The 13,795-nt window shown below is 49.2% G+C and carries 15 protein-coding genes; 5 read left to right on the top strand and 10 right to left on the bottom strand.

Going from position 1 to position 13,795, the window contains the following annotated elements; all coding sequences use genetic code 11:
• Positions 1-67: 67 nt before the first annotated feature.
• Complete coding sequence (locus WBJ53_RS26495) at positions 68-850, top strand: class I SAM-dependent methyltransferase (RefSeq protein WP_338871857.1); 783 nt, start codon at positions 68-70, stop codon at positions 848-850.
• An 18-nt stretch (positions 851-868) separates the two neighbouring features.
• On the opposite strand, the gene WBJ53_RS26490 is transcribed toward WBJ53_RS26495, so the two are convergent.
• The 6 genes from WBJ53_RS26490 to WBJ53_RS26465 all read right to left on the bottom strand — a co-directional run bounded on the left by WBJ53_RS26490 (position 869) and on the right by WBJ53_RS26465 (position 7,412).
• On the bottom strand, positions 869-1,114 hold the full coding sequence (locus WBJ53_RS26490) for a hypothetical protein (RefSeq protein ID WP_338871855.1): 246 nt from the start codon (positions 1,112-1,114) through the stop codon (positions 869-871).
• A gap of 284 nt (positions 1,115-1,398) precedes the next feature.
• Complete coding sequence (locus WBJ53_RS26485) at positions 1,399-1,599, bottom strand: hypothetical protein (RefSeq protein ID WP_338871854.1); 201 nt, start codon at positions 1,597-1,599, stop codon at positions 1,399-1,401.
• Positions 1,600-1,803: 204 nt separating this feature from the next.
• Positions 1,804-2,574 (bottom strand): LytTR family DNA-binding domain-containing protein, encoded by a 771-nt coding sequence (locus WBJ53_RS26480; protein WP_338871852.1) that lies wholly within the window; start codon positions 2,572-2,574, stop codon positions 1,804-1,806.
• Positions 2,571-4,160 (bottom strand): PAS domain-containing sensor histidine kinase, encoded by a 1,590-nt coding sequence (locus tag WBJ53_RS26475; protein ID WP_338871850.1) that lies wholly within the window; start codon positions 4,158-4,160, stop codon positions 2,571-2,573. The genes WBJ53_RS26480 and WBJ53_RS26475 overlap by 4 nt, the downstream gene beginning before the upstream one ends.
• 33 nt (positions 4,161-4,193) lie before the next feature.
• The gene (locus WBJ53_RS26470) at positions 4,194-4,808 is read right to left on the bottom strand and encodes a histidine kinase (protein ID WP_338871848.1); all 615 of its coding nucleotides are present in this window, start codon (positions 4,806-4,808) and stop codon (positions 4,194-4,196) included.
• 246 nt (positions 4,809-5,054) lie between these two features.
• Positions 5,055-7,412 carry a TonB-dependent receptor gene (locus tag WBJ53_RS26465; protein ID WP_338871846.1) on the bottom strand — a complete coding sequence of 786 codons (2,358 nt, stop codon included), beginning with the start codon at positions 7,410-7,412 and terminating at the stop codon, positions 5,055-5,057.
• Between the two features lie 174 nt (positions 7,413-7,586).
• On the opposite strand from WBJ53_RS26465, the gene WBJ53_RS26460 reads away from it, so the two are divergent.
• Positions 7,587-7,718, top strand: a complete 132-nt coding sequence (locus WBJ53_RS26460; RefSeq protein ID WP_338871844.1) for a hypothetical protein — start codon at positions 7,587-7,589, stop codon at positions 7,716-7,718.
• A 101-nt stretch (positions 7,719-7,819) separates the two neighbouring features.
• Here the strand turns inward: WBJ53_RS26460 and WBJ53_RS26455 are convergent, their stop codons facing one another.
• Positions 7,820-8,872 (bottom strand): phosphatase domain-containing protein, encoded by a 1,053-nt coding sequence (locus WBJ53_RS26455; protein WP_338871842.1) that lies wholly within the window; start codon positions 8,870-8,872, stop codon positions 7,820-7,822.
• A gap of 68 nt (positions 8,873-8,940) precedes the next feature.
• On the opposite strand from WBJ53_RS26455, the gene WBJ53_RS26450 reads away from it, so the two are divergent.
• Positions 8,941-9,810 (top strand): diacylglycerol kinase family protein, encoded by an 870-nt coding sequence (locus WBJ53_RS26450; RefSeq protein ID WP_338871840.1) that lies wholly within the window; start codon positions 8,941-8,943, stop codon positions 9,808-9,810.
• Positions 9,811-9,865: 55 nt separating this feature from the next.
• On the opposite strand, the gene WBJ53_RS26445 is transcribed toward WBJ53_RS26450, so the two are convergent.
• Complete coding sequence (locus WBJ53_RS26445) at positions 9,866-10,852, bottom strand: c-type cytochrome (protein WP_338871838.1); 987 nt, start codon at positions 10,850-10,852, stop codon at positions 9,866-9,868.
• Between the two features lie 206 nt (positions 10,853-11,058).
• Positions 11,059-11,910, bottom strand: coding sequence for a formate dehydrogenase accessory sulfurtransferase FdhD (gene fdhD, locus WBJ53_RS26440; RefSeq protein ID WP_338871836.1), 852 nt, complete (start codon positions 11,908-11,910; stop codon positions 11,059-11,061).
• 144 nt (positions 11,911-12,054) lie between these two features.
• Here fdhD and WBJ53_RS26435 point away from each other — a divergent pair, with 144 nt between their 5' ends.
• Positions 12,055-12,384, top strand: a complete 330-nt coding sequence (locus WBJ53_RS26435) for a nucleotide pyrophosphohydrolase (protein ID WP_338871834.1) — start codon at positions 12,055-12,057, stop codon at positions 12,382-12,384.
• Positions 12,385-12,420: 36 nt separating this feature from the next.
• The gene (locus WBJ53_RS26430; RefSeq protein WP_338871832.1) at positions 12,421-13,230 is read left to right on the top strand and encodes a peptidoglycan-binding protein; all 810 of its coding nucleotides are present in this window, start codon (positions 12,421-12,423) and stop codon (positions 13,228-13,230) included.
• Here the strand turns inward: WBJ53_RS26430 and WBJ53_RS26425 are convergent.
• Positions 13,195-13,716 carry a hypothetical protein gene (locus WBJ53_RS26425; RefSeq protein WP_338871830.1) on the bottom strand — a complete coding sequence of 174 codons (522 nt, stop codon included), beginning with the start codon at positions 13,714-13,716 and terminating at the stop codon, positions 13,195-13,197. The genes WBJ53_RS26430 and WBJ53_RS26425 overlap by 36 nt on opposite strands.
• Positions 13,717-13,795 lie beyond the last annotated feature (79 nt).

Here is a 13,795-nt window from a genome sequence, read left to right as displayed (position 1 = left end):
CCGGGCCCTAGAGCATTGGCCGGCAGTCCAAAATCTGTAATCCAATAGCCAGCGTCATAGGAACTATATGTACAAAACTACTGAAATAACATCCGCCGAAATCGCTTCAGATAATCCCGTTCATCAGCGTCTATTGTTCCCATATGTCGAAGCGGCTAATAGCGTAAGCGGTAACGTGCTCGAAATTGGTTGCGGCTGGGGGCGGGGTCTGGAATTGCTCACGCAGGCGGCCGATCACTATACAGGCATCGATAAAAATGCCGAACTGATTGCTGCACTCAGCGCCGAATATCCGAAATCAACGTTTATTGCTGCCAATATTCCGCCCCTTACCGGGCCAAACGGTAAACCTATTGCCGACAATACGTTCGATTTTATTGTAACGTTTCAGGTAATTGAACATATCGAAAACGACGATCTGTTTATTCGGGAGGCTCATCGGGTCTTGAAGCCTGGCGGTAAGCTGTTGTTGACAACGGTCAATAAAACGTTTTCGCTGACCCGAAACCCGTGGCATGTGCGTGAATACTATGCTGATGGGCTGAAAAACCTGATCGGTCGTTATTTCTCAACGATTGATGCGAAAGGAATTCACGGTAATGGCAAGGTGATGACCTATTATGAGCAAAACAAAGAGTCGGTGAAAAAGCTGACACGCTTCGATATTTTCAATCTTCAGTATAAACTGCCCCGCCGGTTGCTGCAAGTGCCTTATGATCTGATGAATCGGCTGAACCGGAATCGGCTGTTGAAGGCTGATGGAATTGCTTCCGAAATAAATTATACTGACTATCTGGTCAGTAATGATCCGGCAGGCAGCCTCGACTTCTTCTATATAGCAACGAAATAAATTGTCAAGTTAACCATATCAGATACCTACCAGGCGGTTGCTAACGGTAATGACTATGGGTTGCCCCTGGCGCATCTCCCAGTCGTTGCAGGAACTGTTCCAGTCAAATTCAAGCACATATTTCTGTAGCTGTCCATTTTCGCTCAGGAGCGCAATGGGCAGCGATATAAACTGTAGTCGATTCTCTGGATTGGCGGGCAATGTTTTTAAGACAATTTCCAATTCGTCGATACTAATATAATAAAGTGGTTTCTCGACTTCCATAGTGGATTCCGAAGAATACAAACTAGAATACATAGTGAATGGATACGCTAAAAAATCAGTATCGGCCCACCTAATTGATGCCTTCAGTTTAAAGGCTTTCTCTCTGTTACTTCTGTTTTTCAGACGCCGGGAGCATTGCTCAGAAACGGCTTGAAAACCATTGAATAACAGGGCTGGTCGGGAAACGATAAACTTAAGACTAACTAATAATCAAGAAGTAACGCAGGGAAATTTTATAAACCTATTAAAAGGTAGACTTGAAGGCCTGGAAAGGTAAGGTTATTTTAATATGAGCGATGGGTACGGGTCTTTGTTACTGTGCCAGATTTTTCTACAGGTAATTCATGTTCCATATCGTCATCCAGAATCTGACGGTTGGCCAGCCTGGAGTGATAATGCATTTGGATGTTGTTCATTAAGCCCCGCTGGGCTTTGCTTGTAGGGTTCAACTGTTGTGCATGAACCATGATTTCTTCGACAGCCATGCGGTCTAGTAAATTCTTTTCATGATTATTGGAGTTTAAGTCGGCATCAGCCGTGATGGCTGAATGGTGCGTTTTGGGACCGTCCGTCCGGTCAGTTGCAAACTCCCCATTAGCCAGGTGTTTGCCCGGATTTATTGCTCAAGCGGCCAGTTGACCGAGGAACTGACCGAATACGATGCTGAACCGTGAATACCGCTTCGGGAATCAGGTATCCAACCAGTCCTTAAACGAAGAAACTTTCTCTTTGCTGATGAACACCTCTGTTTTGGGATCGGGTGTTAGTTCCAGTTTAAGTTTACTGTTGGAGTAAGTATGGATGTTTTTGATGGCGGGCAGCGACAGCAGAAACTGTCGATTCGCCCGGAAAAAATCGACAGGGTTCAGCATGGGGGCCAGTTTGTCGAGACTGTAGTCGATAGGAAGCCGCTGGTTGTCTTTGGTGACCAGAAACGTAATTTTTTCTTCGCTGTAGAAGTACGCAATGTCGATCGTTTCGATGGTGCGTAGCCGGGTTCCTACGTTGATCAGAAACCGGGTTTTATAGTCCGCCCTGCGAATGCCCATCGCTTCTTTCAGCGTATCCAGATCGGTCTGCGAAAATTGCCGTTTCAACGACTGGTATTTTTGCATGGCAGCTACAAGACTCTCATAATTGACGGGTTTTAACAGGTAATCGATGCTGTTGACCCGAAAGGCTTTGATCATGTACTCATCGAAAGCCGTAGTAAAAATAACCGGAACGGGCAGGTGAACCTGCTCGAAGATGCGGAAACACAGATCATCTTCGAGGTGGATGTCCATAAAAATCAGATCGGGTTGCGGTCGGTTCGTCGATAAATTCTCACGGAGCCATTGCACCGTATCGCGTACTGACGGCAGTTTGGCAAGTATCGTAATACTGGCATCGTATTGGTGAACCAGTTCTTCGAGCCGGTCGGCCGTAAAATCTTCGTCTTCAATGATCAGTACGTTCATACAATTGAGTGATTAGGCGTTGGTAGTTCGATAACAAATGTGGCTCCTTTGCCCGGATGGTGTTCATACCAGATGTCGCCTTGTTGAAGTTTAATCAGCTTGCGGGCAATGGCTAGTCCGAGTCCATTGGAGCTTTCGCCTTCGGTTGGTTTGGTCGATAATTTCGTGAATTTCTGAAAAAGCCGTTCTACTTCGTCCAGCGGTACGCCTGCGCCCGAATCCTGCACGCGAAGCGTTATGGCGCCAGGCGTGGTTGTGATTTGTAAGTAAACCTGTCCTCCGCGTGGCGAGTATTTCAGGGCATTGGAAATCAGGTTGTCGAGCACATGCGTAAGTGCGGCTGCATCGGCCAGCACAACGGCCGGTGTTTGAGGAAGGTTCAACTGGAGCGAAAGCTGTTTGGCTTTCAACGGTTCCTGATAACTCGCCAATACCTGCTTAAGATGTGCTTGTAGGTCGACGGGTTCTATCTGTAGCATCATTCGTCCCGATTCGATTGTGTGAATACTCAGGAAGTTGTTAATGAGCGTCAACATTTTATCGGCACATGCCAGGGCACGCTGTGCGTGTAAGATAGCTTCGGCTGGTGATGTCAGAATGCCCTTTACCTCGTGCTGGAGGTTATAGAGCGGGTTTTTTAGATCGTGTGATACAATCTGTAGCAGTTCGTTCTTTTCGTCGTTCAGTTTCTTTAAATCGCGGTTCCTGAGCCGGATTTCCAGATTGCTGCGTTCAATTTCGAGCGCATCAGCTTCGGCTTTTTCTTTAGCCAGCCGAAGGGCTTCTTCAAATTCTTTGCGTTCGGTAATGTCCCGCACATTGGCCAGAATGCCGCCAATGGCTTCGTTAGCTAGCTGATTCGATGCAAAGGTTTCCACATAACGCGGAGCACCGAGTGGATTGCTAACCCGGTATTGGGTCAGTACTTCGGTTGCCTCGCCCGTAAGGAGCTGCGTAAATTCCAGAATGACCCGTTCACGGTCATCTTCATGAACAAACCACAGTAGCCCATCGCGTTCGTTGATTTGCTCAGGAGAATTACCCAGATAGTCGGGAATTTTGTTGGCGAACAAAAGCTTGCCATTGGCATCGAAAATCTGGATCTGATCCTGAATAGCATCCATAATAGCCCGGAATCGAATGCTATCACGTTCGATGCGGGCTTCGAGCGCTTTTCGTTCCGATATGTCCCGGAAGTTGAGAATGATGCCCTGAATCAGTGGATTATCCAGTTGATTGGACGCCGTTGCTTCAATCCAGCGCCAGCTTCCATCTTTATGCAGAAACCGCCATGTAAACGAAATCGGTGTCTTGCTCTGGCTTTTTACAAACCCGAAAAAAATGTCGCGCACCCGGTCGCGGTCGTCGGGGTGATGCAGCAAGTATTGACTTTGCGAGAGAAGTTCTTCGGGTTGGTAGCCTAATACGTTGGTAATCGACGGGCTGATATACCGCTCAATTCCGTTTTCGTCCGATATGATAATCACATCCGAACTATGCTCGATCAGCGCCCGAAAAATACCAAGCTGGCTCTCTAAGGCTGATTCTACCGGTTTATGGATAGTAGAGGAAGTATGTTCGTTCATGCAAAAAATCGGTTGAGCAAATGGGTTCTTCGATCAGCGGGTGGCTTTAAGTAACGGAATCCGTACCGTAAAAAAATTGTCGTCGGCGTCATCGACCAATACGGGCAACCCCGTGAGCATAGCATAGCGCTGACGAATGCTGGCCAGACTTCTACTGGTTTGTCCACTGGTTAGCGTGTCGGGCTGGGTTCGGAGCTGTCGGTTGTTCGAAACGCGCAGATACTGGTCGTTTTCTACGGCTATTGTAATAACCAGCGGTTCGCTGGCCGACATACGGTTATGTCGAATGGCGTTTTCGATTAATAACTGTAAGGTAAACGGCAACAGTGTATACGCAGCAATGGCCGACAGATCGGGAAATTGTACCCGAAACTTACGGACAAATCGGACCTCCTGCAAAAAGGCAAATGAGCGGGCAAAATCCAGTTCAGTCGCCAGGGTGATGTGTTCGTCGTCGCGGTGTTCGAGCAAATAACGATAGACACGGGCCAGGTGATCGATGAACCGCTCCGACAGATCGGGGTCTTTTCGAACCAGCGATGAAAGCACACTTAAGCTATTGAACAGAAAATGAGGGCTTATCTGTTCTTTTAAGGCCGTAAACTGGGCCCGGAAATGATCATTCGACAGTGGGTTCCCTTCAAACATTGACAGTACTATAAATGACCAGTTCGGCTAAATTAGTCGGTGGTTTTGTAAAAAAACGTTTGCGAAAAACGTGGTCGCAAGCTAATCGTTTATCGATCGCAAATAAATTAGCTGTGGATGAAATGGCCAATTAAGCCGAAGAAACCGAAAAATCTGCTTCTGAACCACTCCAATGGAGTGTGATGGTATGAGGGGCTGAATAACAAATAAGCCGCTCCCTGCATGAAGCGGCTACCTACTAGCTGCCTAAAACTCAATACGCCAGTTGAAATTGGGGTAGAAGCCTAACTGATACTGCGTCCGAACCCGTTGCGACCGGGCGTCATACACCTGCGTGTAAATGTTGCGGGCGTTCGTTACATTCTGGAAATCGACAAACCATTCCTGCGTGATCCGGTGGCCATTGTGCCGGTAGGTCAGCTTGATGTCAGTTCGGAAGTAATCGCTCATTCGCTGCGAAAACGCCTGGGTGTCGTCGTAAACCGCTTCGCCTTTCTGAATAGATGCTGCCAGATTGATTGGGGTGTAATAACGGCCACCGGCCAGACTGATGCGGGTATCGACCGAAAGGGCGTTTTTCTCGCTTAGCCGAAACTCCCGCCCTGCCAGCAGATTGGCTACATAATGTCCGTTGAAAGCGGTATTGCGCCATAGGTTGTCGCTGCCCCGATATTTTGAATCATAGACCGACACCGTGCTCAGGAAATAATAGCCGCCGGAGAATTGGCGTTCGAGGGTTAGCTCCAGACCGTAGTTGCGGCCTACTCCCGAATTGACCAGGCTGTCGAGTTCTGAAGAGCTAGACCCCGCCCCAAAATTAAGTGCCGACTGAGTGGATGGTTGTTGTTGGACCGGCACCTTATAAAGATATTGGTAATAGGTTTCGGCTTTGAATCGAATGGCTTCGCCAAGGATTGTTTCGTAGCCAGCCACCGTTTGCAGACTACGTGTGAACGATAGATTTCGGTTGGTTTCGATGAACTGCGTATCCGACAGGCGCGTCTTCTGAAAATATAGCTGAAGCGGTTGCAACTGACTGTGCATACCCACACTGAAGGCCACGGTCTGGCGAGGGGCTACATCGTAACGCACACCCAGACGAGGCTCAATGGCACACGCGTGGTTAAGCATAAAGAAACTTCCATGCAAGCCGGTATTTAGGGTTAACCGATTAGAAGGGCGAAACTGCCACTGAACATACGTCTGCATTAAACCCGTGCTCCCGGTTTCGGCATGAAGTGGTTTCCAGACGCGTAGCTGATAAAACACACTGTCGGCATAGGTATAGGCCAATCGGTGCAGGTAAACACCCGCTGCCAGCGTATGCCGTGCGCTTAGTTTCTGATTGAACTGCACCAGCCCCGTCAGCCGACCCTGGCTGGAGTGATCGCGGTAGTGGGCAAACGGCTGCGATTCGGTATTTAGTGTATCGTCTTTTACGGCATACGTACTTCCCGACGCGGCTAGCGAAAACTTCAGATAGGTTCGGTCGTTGAGGTAATGCGTGTAGCCGGTTCCGAGCACGCCCATACTGGTTTCGTTATAGTCGTTGGTAGTGCCGTTGTTATAAAAATTGGTGGTGTCTTTCGGATCGGCAAGCAGGTCGATACTGCTTTTGCCGCCAATGCCGAAAAAGGTAAACCGGTTGCCGGGGCGGCCGGTCGGCACATCGAGTTTAAAGGTCATGTCCTGATAATAAGGAATGGCCGAGCCCGTACCGAAGTTTAGACCGAGTTTTTTAACAGCCGCCAGTACCGAATACCGATAGTTGATCAGAAACGTAGCTTTTTTCCCTTTAGCCAGTGGTCCTTCGGCCCCCAGTTCGAAGCCATTAAAGCCAATCTGCCCCGTATATTCGCGTTTCGACGAATTACCCGACCGTAGCTGAAGGTCGAAAACGCCACTGGTTGCATTGCCATACATGGCCGGGAAAGCACCCGTCAGAAAGTCCGATTTGGCCAGTGTGTTGTTGTTCAGAATCGTTACGGGGCCTCCCGTGGCACTTAGTCCACCATAATGGCTGGGGTTTGGGATATCGAGACCTTCGAGTCGCCAGAGTAAGCCCAGTGGCGAATTTCCCCGAATCACAATGTCGTTACGGGCATCGTTGTTACTGACTACACCCGCAAAATTGGCGGCCATGCGGGCCGGATCGTTACGACCACCGGCAAATCGGCGCGTTTGCTCCACATTGAATGTTCGGGCACTGAGAGTAGCGAATTCGTTATTGAGCAGGCCGTTGTCGCGTTTGGCTTTTACGACGACTTCCTGCCCCTGAATCACCTCTTCCTGAAGGCTGACTGTCAGGACAACTTCTTTGCCTGAAGTGACCAGTACATTCGGAACAATCTGTTCACGATAGCCGATATACGTAATCTTTAATGTCTGACGGCCAACCGGAATCTGTGTAAGTGCGAACTCGCCATCTGAATTCGATACGGCTCCTTTTGTAGGTGTTCCATTCAGCAATAGAACGGTAGCTCCGGGCAAACCGCTACCCGACTGAGCATCCTGAATTTTTCCTTTGATGGTTTGGGTGAGTGGCTGACTATACGCTATGTTCAGTGGAAGAACCAGCATAACGACCCATAAAAATGGCTTCATCGAAGTAGTATAAAATAGAGTTGATTATTGATGGATCAAAACTATTTCAGCTTACTAGCTGCCAGAAATGAATCACGACGAAGCGGAAAAAACAGGAGAAGAAACCGACAACTGCGCTACCTAATGAGTCTAGAGCGACCGTATTGTCATTAAGTTAACCCCAGTTTTTTACGAATGCCTGAACAGGACGTTGAAATCAGTGGGCTTTGCTATTTTTCGGATAAAGATCCTGCTTATGAAACGTTCTTTTCGGTATGCTGGCCTGCTATGGGTTGTGGTGGTCATAATACGTCATCGAATGTGTAGTTGCCAGGTGGCGAAAAAACCAGAGCACTACAGCTAAAACTCGGTAAAATAGCGACGCCAGGCCATGAGCATGCGTTGCCGACCTGCTAGTTTTCGCCAGTTCAGGATGCCACGAGCCCAATTCGGAGTGAGTGCTGATGGGCTTCCGCACTATTGGCAAAATAACAGCACGACACGCCCATTGCTTCAATGGCTTCGACCAGGGACTGGGTTTGGTGCTGCTTTTTAGGACGAATGCGCCGGATATACACACAACGAACCTGCTGCCGAAAATGCCTCACAATCGACTCATAGATGGGTGGGTCCTGCTGCGAATCGTCGCCCAGTAGAATAAATTGCTGATCGGAGTAGGTTTCCATGATCCGTACAATCCGTTCAAATTTGGTTAGGTGTTTGGTTTTGCCGGTTTGTAGGACCTGCGACAATTGCTTGAGCTGGCTCAGAAGATAAATGCCATCGGGTAGACCATTTTTTCGGGAAAATTCCAGAATGTAATCATACAGATTCCACTCACTACTCGATACGTAGAAAAATGGATTGGTTGCTCCTGGCCCACTAACAGCTTCGGCCAGTAGCCGATAATGGGCAACTACGCCTTCAAACGGATCGCGGCTATGAGCATTTTGGGTCAACAGAACCCGCAATCGTTTGGTTATTGTGGCCGAATGAGAAACTAAGAAGGTATCATCGATGTCGGAAACGCAGATGAATGGCGTGGTATTCGGAATCAGTACGAGTCCTTCGCCTTCTGCCAGTATTTTTTCGGGCATGAGGGTTTGCGAAATCAGCTCCGCTTTAACAGGGTGCCAGCCGGGTGACAGTGGCTTTGGCAATGGCAGGTCGACCCGAAAATACCCATCGGCATCGGTCTGGGTCTCCATAACCAGTTCGTTAAAGAGAACCCTGATTGTGACCTTTGGGTAAGGAATGGCTAAAAACAACCGAATAACGGCCAAAAGGTTAACCAAAGGCTTGTTCCGGTAGTTCTTACGGGGGAGTGCACTCCGGCGGAAAGCATGGCCGTGGACTGTTATTCGCTGATCGTTGCCAAAGCCACGGTATACCTTCACAAGCGGCTGATTGGTAAGTCGAAGTTGTTTTAATACATAGTTCGTCAGCTTCCCTTTCAGGCTTAAGTGTTGTTCACTGTTCATGGATGGTTGCTCAATTATTATAACGTTCGGCCTTATTCGCTATCTATAACCTATAATTCGTTCAGAAGTTGATCTTTTTATTTGCGATAAATCCGGTTTCGGGCGGAAAGGCCAAAACCGACTGGGAAACCGGAATACAGAACCATTTCGCTAATTCACCACACAGGGCCGAGTTATTCTACCTCGACGGCAAAACCGATAAAATAACATTCCCCCGAAAGCTGAACGAACTAAAACCCGACCGGGTTGTGGCGGTTGGGGGCGATGGTACCATAAAATTTGTGGCAGAGCAGTTGTTAGGAACCGGTTTGCCGCTGGGCGTGCTGCCCGCTGGATCGGCCAATGGCATGGCCCGCGAGTTAGGCATTCCGCCCGACGTAGAAGGTAGTCTGAACGTGCTGACGAATGGGGTACTCAAGTCAACTGATCTTATTTCGGTAAACGATAAAATCTGCCTGCATCTGGCAGATATTGGCCTGAATGCCCAGTTAGTCCGGCATTATCAGCAAAATAATCTGCGTGGTAAACTCGGCTATCTGCGGGGCGTAATTAACGTATTGCAGAAACGGCGATTGCTGCGGGTTGACATAAACAGGGGAGAAGACTGCATACCAAGAGCTGCCTTTATGATTGTGCTGGCCAATGCACGGATGTATGGCACTGGCGCCGTGATCAACCCCGATGGCGACCCATTTGACGGACAGTTTGAAGTCGTAATCTTTCGGCGTCTGTCGTTCTGGGAAATTCTGAAATTGTTCTGGCTCTATAAACCATTTGACCCTAAAAAGATCGAAATTTTGCCCGCTACGTCAGTTACCATCGAAACCCATCGCCGAGCCTTTTTTCAGATCGACGGTGAATATGAAGGGCAGGTAATGAAACTAAAAGCCGATATTCAACCCGGTGCGTTGACACTGATTGTTCCGGGCGAAGCATAGCCACACGACATCCGAAAGCACAAAACCTGGGGCGTCGTGTGGCCTTACGGCAATATCACTTTTCGGCCAGTTCACTATCGGTCTGCTTCTGGGCGATGTTGTTGTTAAGCCGGGGTACCGTTTTTAGGTATTCGTAAATGGCCGCCACTTCAGCATCGGTCATCGATGGCCGGGGCATCATCGGGTAGTGTAGTACGCTGCCATCGGGCCGGACACCGGTTTTGATCGTGCGGATAAATTGCTCTTTCGTGTATTTTTTGCCAATCCCGGTGGTTTCATCGAACGTAATATTGGCCGATAAAATCGGTTTGCCCGACTCGTCGGCAAACTTACTGCCTCCGCCAAAATAGCCTTTTGTTCGTTCGGGATTCTTACCGTCCAGATCCAGATAATCGGCTGAGTGGCAGCCGTAACAGTCGGCAACTGCCGTTGAAAGATAACGACCCATCGCTACGGTATTGGTGCTATCGGGCAATGGGATGGGTTGTTCGGGATAAGTACCGGGTTTCATAATGGTCCAGGATAGCATTTTGGCTACGAAACTATACTCCGATGGAGGAGCTTCCGTTTGAGACGGCTGAACCGGAAAACGATCCGACCGCAGCCAGGCAATCACCGATTTTATGTCCTCATCGGCCATCAAGCCATATTGCGGCATAAAGACAGTTGTGCCATCGGGACGCAGACCCGTACGCAGAAAGTAGATGAGCTGCCCGTCGGTCCAGTTGCCAATGCCCTTTTCTTTATCCTGCGTGATGTTGCGCGAATAGACCTTGCCGAACATGGCAGGTATATCGTCCAGCCGCTTTCCGGTCAAACGGTTATGGTTGTCGGCATGGCAGGTTAGGCATTGCAGATGGGCAATGGCTTCGCCACGTTGGATGCGAGCTTCGGTGATGTCGACATGGATGTCGGGCGTAACGGGTGGATCGTAAGAGCGGGGTGGCGTAAGGGCAACGTATGCGCAGAAACCACCAATCAGCAGGAGGCCTGTGCCTAATCCCAGACCGATGCGTTTCAGGATCTTTTTAGCTTTCTTCACGAGATGTCAGTAGTATTTGTTCGTTATCGAGGCAGTTGTTTACTGACCCGAAATTCAGTACTGACATAGAAGAACGAAAGGGTTTTAGGCATGAAACGACACGAAAGGTCGACAAACCGAAAAAAGAATACCATCAGGCAGTACCTGTGTGTTTTGCCTGAAACACTATCTGACCGTTTCGTAAGATTAGTGTTTCAGGCAAGTCGCTAACGTTCTGCCACCATCGAAAGCTTGACCCGGTCGGGTTGCGTATAGAGGTTGAACCGGCCGTCCCGCACAAAGCCGGCCAGGGTAATGGTGGCTTCCTGCGCCATCTGAACAGCCAGACTCGATGGGGCACCCACGGCAGCCAGTAGTGGAACGCCCGCCATCCAGCTTTTCTGAACGAGCTCGACGCCAATGCGACCACTCAGAAAAATACCGTATTGCGCTAGTGGTAACCACCCTTTCCAGAACGCGGCTCCAATGAGTTTGTCGAGTGCATTATGACGACCGATATCTTCCCGGACGAGTAGTAGTGAACCATTGGTGTCGAATAGGCCAGCAGCATGAATCCCTCCTGTATGAGCAAACGCTTGCTGAACGGCCCGGACCTGTTCGGGAATGGAGTGGATAACGGATGGATCGATTGAAAAAGCCGAAGAAACCGAACCTGGCGTAAGCGCCATCACTGCATCGATCGTGGTTTTGCCACATAACCCACAACTCGACGAGGTAAATGTATTCCGGTTCAGCCGCAACCAGTCAACGTCGACCTCAGGGCTTAGTTCGACCCGAATTACGTTGCCTTCTTTTGTTGAATCCTGTATGCAATGACGGCAGGAAATAATATCGGCAGGCTTATGAATAATGCCTTCAGTGAAGAGAAAGCCCATTGCCAGTTCTTCATCGTGGCCGGGCGTGCGCATAGTTACGGCAATGCTACGCTGTTGGCGGTCATCAATCGGCCCAAATCCGAGCCGGATTTCAAGCGGTTCTTCAACGGCCAGCAAATCGGGTGATTCGGTCAGGCTATCACCAGTAATTTTCTGTATCGAAATGGGGGCAACGAGCGGCATAGACGGATGCTTTGCTGTATAACATCCGCTGACACACTAAAGTTGGCTCATTTGCCCATGAGGCCGCTATATTCGTGGACTATATTGTATCAAATAGCATCTTGCTGTTTGAAAGGGACTGAAACGAGAAACCAACTGATTAGTATGACAATAAAAGAAGCACAGACTACCGTCGACGGCTGGATCAAGACCGTGGGCGTTCGGTATTTCAATGAACTGACCAATATGGCTATACTGACCGAAGAGGTTGGCGAAGTGGCCCGAATTATTGCCCGTCGGTATGGCGAGCAGTCCGAAAAAGAGTCGGATAAAAACAAAGACCTGGGCGACGAAATGGCCGATGTCCTCTGGGTGCTCATCTGTCTGGCCAATCAGACGGGCGTCGATTTGACGGAGGCTTTTACGAAAAATCTGGAGAAGAAAACGATCCGGGATGCTACCCGACACCTGAATAATGAGAAACTGAAAGACTAAACCCTGGCCCGGACACTGTTCGGGCTTTAGTTGGCCATGATTAAAACCTCTTACCAAAAAGAACTACTTTTTTCAAACCCGCTCACGAAAGGAAACCTTGGGGCCGATGTGCGACGTATTCAGGAATGGCTTTGCCTAAATGCCTTACGGTTTCCGAAAGCGGCTCTGACAACGGCCATGGATGGGCAGTTTGGCCCAGCTACCGAACGAGCGGTGCAGAATTTTCAGGCTGTATTGAAACTCTCGAAAACCGGGGTCGTTACGGCTGATGTTTTTTCGCTATTGAGTGCTCCGCTGGCAACCGCTTTTCAGACGAAGCCGAGCGACAAAGATATCCGTAAAGCGGTCGTTAAAATTGCGAAGGCGCACCTGAGCCAACGATCGGCCGAAATTCAGACCGACGACGGGCAAAATCTTGGCCCCTGGGTGCGGGGCTATTGCGATGGCTACGACGGATCGCCATTTAAATGGTGCGTTGGCTTTGTTCAGACCATTCTGGATCAGGCTGCGTCGGCCTACGGTCGGAGTTTTACGGCAATCATGCCCCAAACCCTGAGCTGCGATACCATGGCAATGGCTGCTATTGAAACCGGTCGGTTGGCAAAAAGCGAGATGGTGCGCAGAAACCCGGCCCGCATTCGGCCCGGCGATGTGTTTATACTACGCAACCCAACGAACGACGATTGGTACCATACCGGAATCGTTACGGCCGTTTTGGGCGATGTAGTTGAAACCCTGGAAGGCAATACCGACCTGAAAGGCGGTAGCAACGGAACGGGTGTATTTGCCCGAGTGCGGAATATTCAAACCTCAACGATTGATATTCTCTCCATTGAAGGCCTGTAGGGATTGGGTCGGAAGCTTACCGTCGATAATGTGATCGGTGAGTAGTCGTTTTACCAGGCTGCGGGGAGGAATTTTTGCGCCATAACGCGGATCGACCGAGATAATGGCTTTCCAGAAAGGCTCTCCGGTTGAGGCTGAGGTCATTTCGGCATTATAAGCGTAATCGAATCGGTTATACCGGCTTATATGCCCTGTTTTACTGAGTTCAAGCGTTAAAATTACATCGCTTCGGCAGGCTGCTGCCTGCTTGCGGATAGTTTCATCGGGATTGTCGAATGATAATGGACTCAGGGCCACCGTGCATACCTCATAGTTTGCAGGGAATGACTGAGCCAACTCCTGAACATAGCTGTCAGATGCATTACGCATTTTGGTAACAACAAGAATGCGCCGAAAGGCAGGAACCGCATCTGCTTTTGTATTCGACTGAATTCGTACACAGCCTGTGAGAAGGCTTACAAACAGAAAAAACAAGATCGTTTTCATACTTGTAGACGTATGAGGTGCATTGGGTACTAAAAGTAATAAGATGCGAATAGCGGGGTTGTTAAATGTCGATTAAAGT

Source organism: Spirosoma sp. SC4-14, assembly GCF_037201965.1.
GTDB lineage: Bacteria > Bacteroidota > Bacteroidia > Cytophagales > Spirosomataceae > Spirosoma.
Note: the sequence above shows the minus strand (reverse complement) of the source record. Positions and strands in the feature narration are given on the sequence as shown.

Bases quoted from the DNA above. Each gene is read 5' to 3' on its own strand.
- WBJ53_RS26495 (WP_338871857.1), top strand. From the start codon at position 68: ATGTACAAAACTACTGAAATAACATCCGCCGAAATCGCTTCAGATAAT.
- WBJ53_RS26490 (WP_338871855.1), bottom strand. From the start codon at position 1,114: ATGGAAGTCGAGAAACCACTTTATTATATTAGTATCGACGAATTGGAA.
- WBJ53_RS26485 (WP_338871854.1), bottom strand. From the start codon at position 1,599: ATGGCTGTCGAAGAAATCATGGTTCATGCACAACAGTTGAACCCTACA.
- WBJ53_RS26480 (WP_338871852.1), bottom strand. From the start codon at position 2,574: ATGAACGTACTGATCATTGAAGACGAAGATTTTACGGCCGACCGGCTC.
- WBJ53_RS26475 (WP_338871850.1), bottom strand. From the start codon at position 4,160: ATGAACGAACATACTTCCTCTACTATCCATAAACCGGTAGAATCAGCC.
- WBJ53_RS26470 (WP_338871848.1), bottom strand. From the start codon at position 4,808: ATGTTTGAAGGGAACCCACTGTCGAATGATCATTTCCGGGCCCAGTTT.
- WBJ53_RS26465 (WP_338871846.1), bottom strand. From the start codon at position 7,412: ATGAAGCCATTTTTATGGGTCGTTATGCTGGTTCTTCCACTGAACATA.
- WBJ53_RS26460 (WP_338871844.1), top strand. From the start codon at position 7,587: ATGCCTGAACAGGACGTTGAAATCAGTGGGCTTTGCTATTTTTCGGAT.
- WBJ53_RS26455 (WP_338871842.1), bottom strand. From the start codon at position 8,872: ATGAACAGTGAACAACACTTAAGCCTGAAAGGGAAGCTGACGAACTAT.
- fdhD (WP_338871836.1), bottom strand. From the start codon at position 11,910: ATGCCGCTCGTTGCCCCCATTTCGATACAGAAAATTACTGGTGATAGC.
- WBJ53_RS26435 (WP_338871834.1), top strand. From the start codon at position 12,055: ATGACAATAAAAGAAGCACAGACTACCGTCGACGGCTGGATCAAGACC.
- WBJ53_RS26430 (WP_338871832.1), top strand. From the start codon at position 12,421: ATGATTAAAACCTCTTACCAAAAAGAACTACTTTTTTCAAACCCGCTC.
- WBJ53_RS26425 (WP_338871830.1), bottom strand. From the start codon at position 13,716: ATGAAAACGATCTTGTTTTTTCTGTTTGTAAGCCTTCTCACAGGCTGT.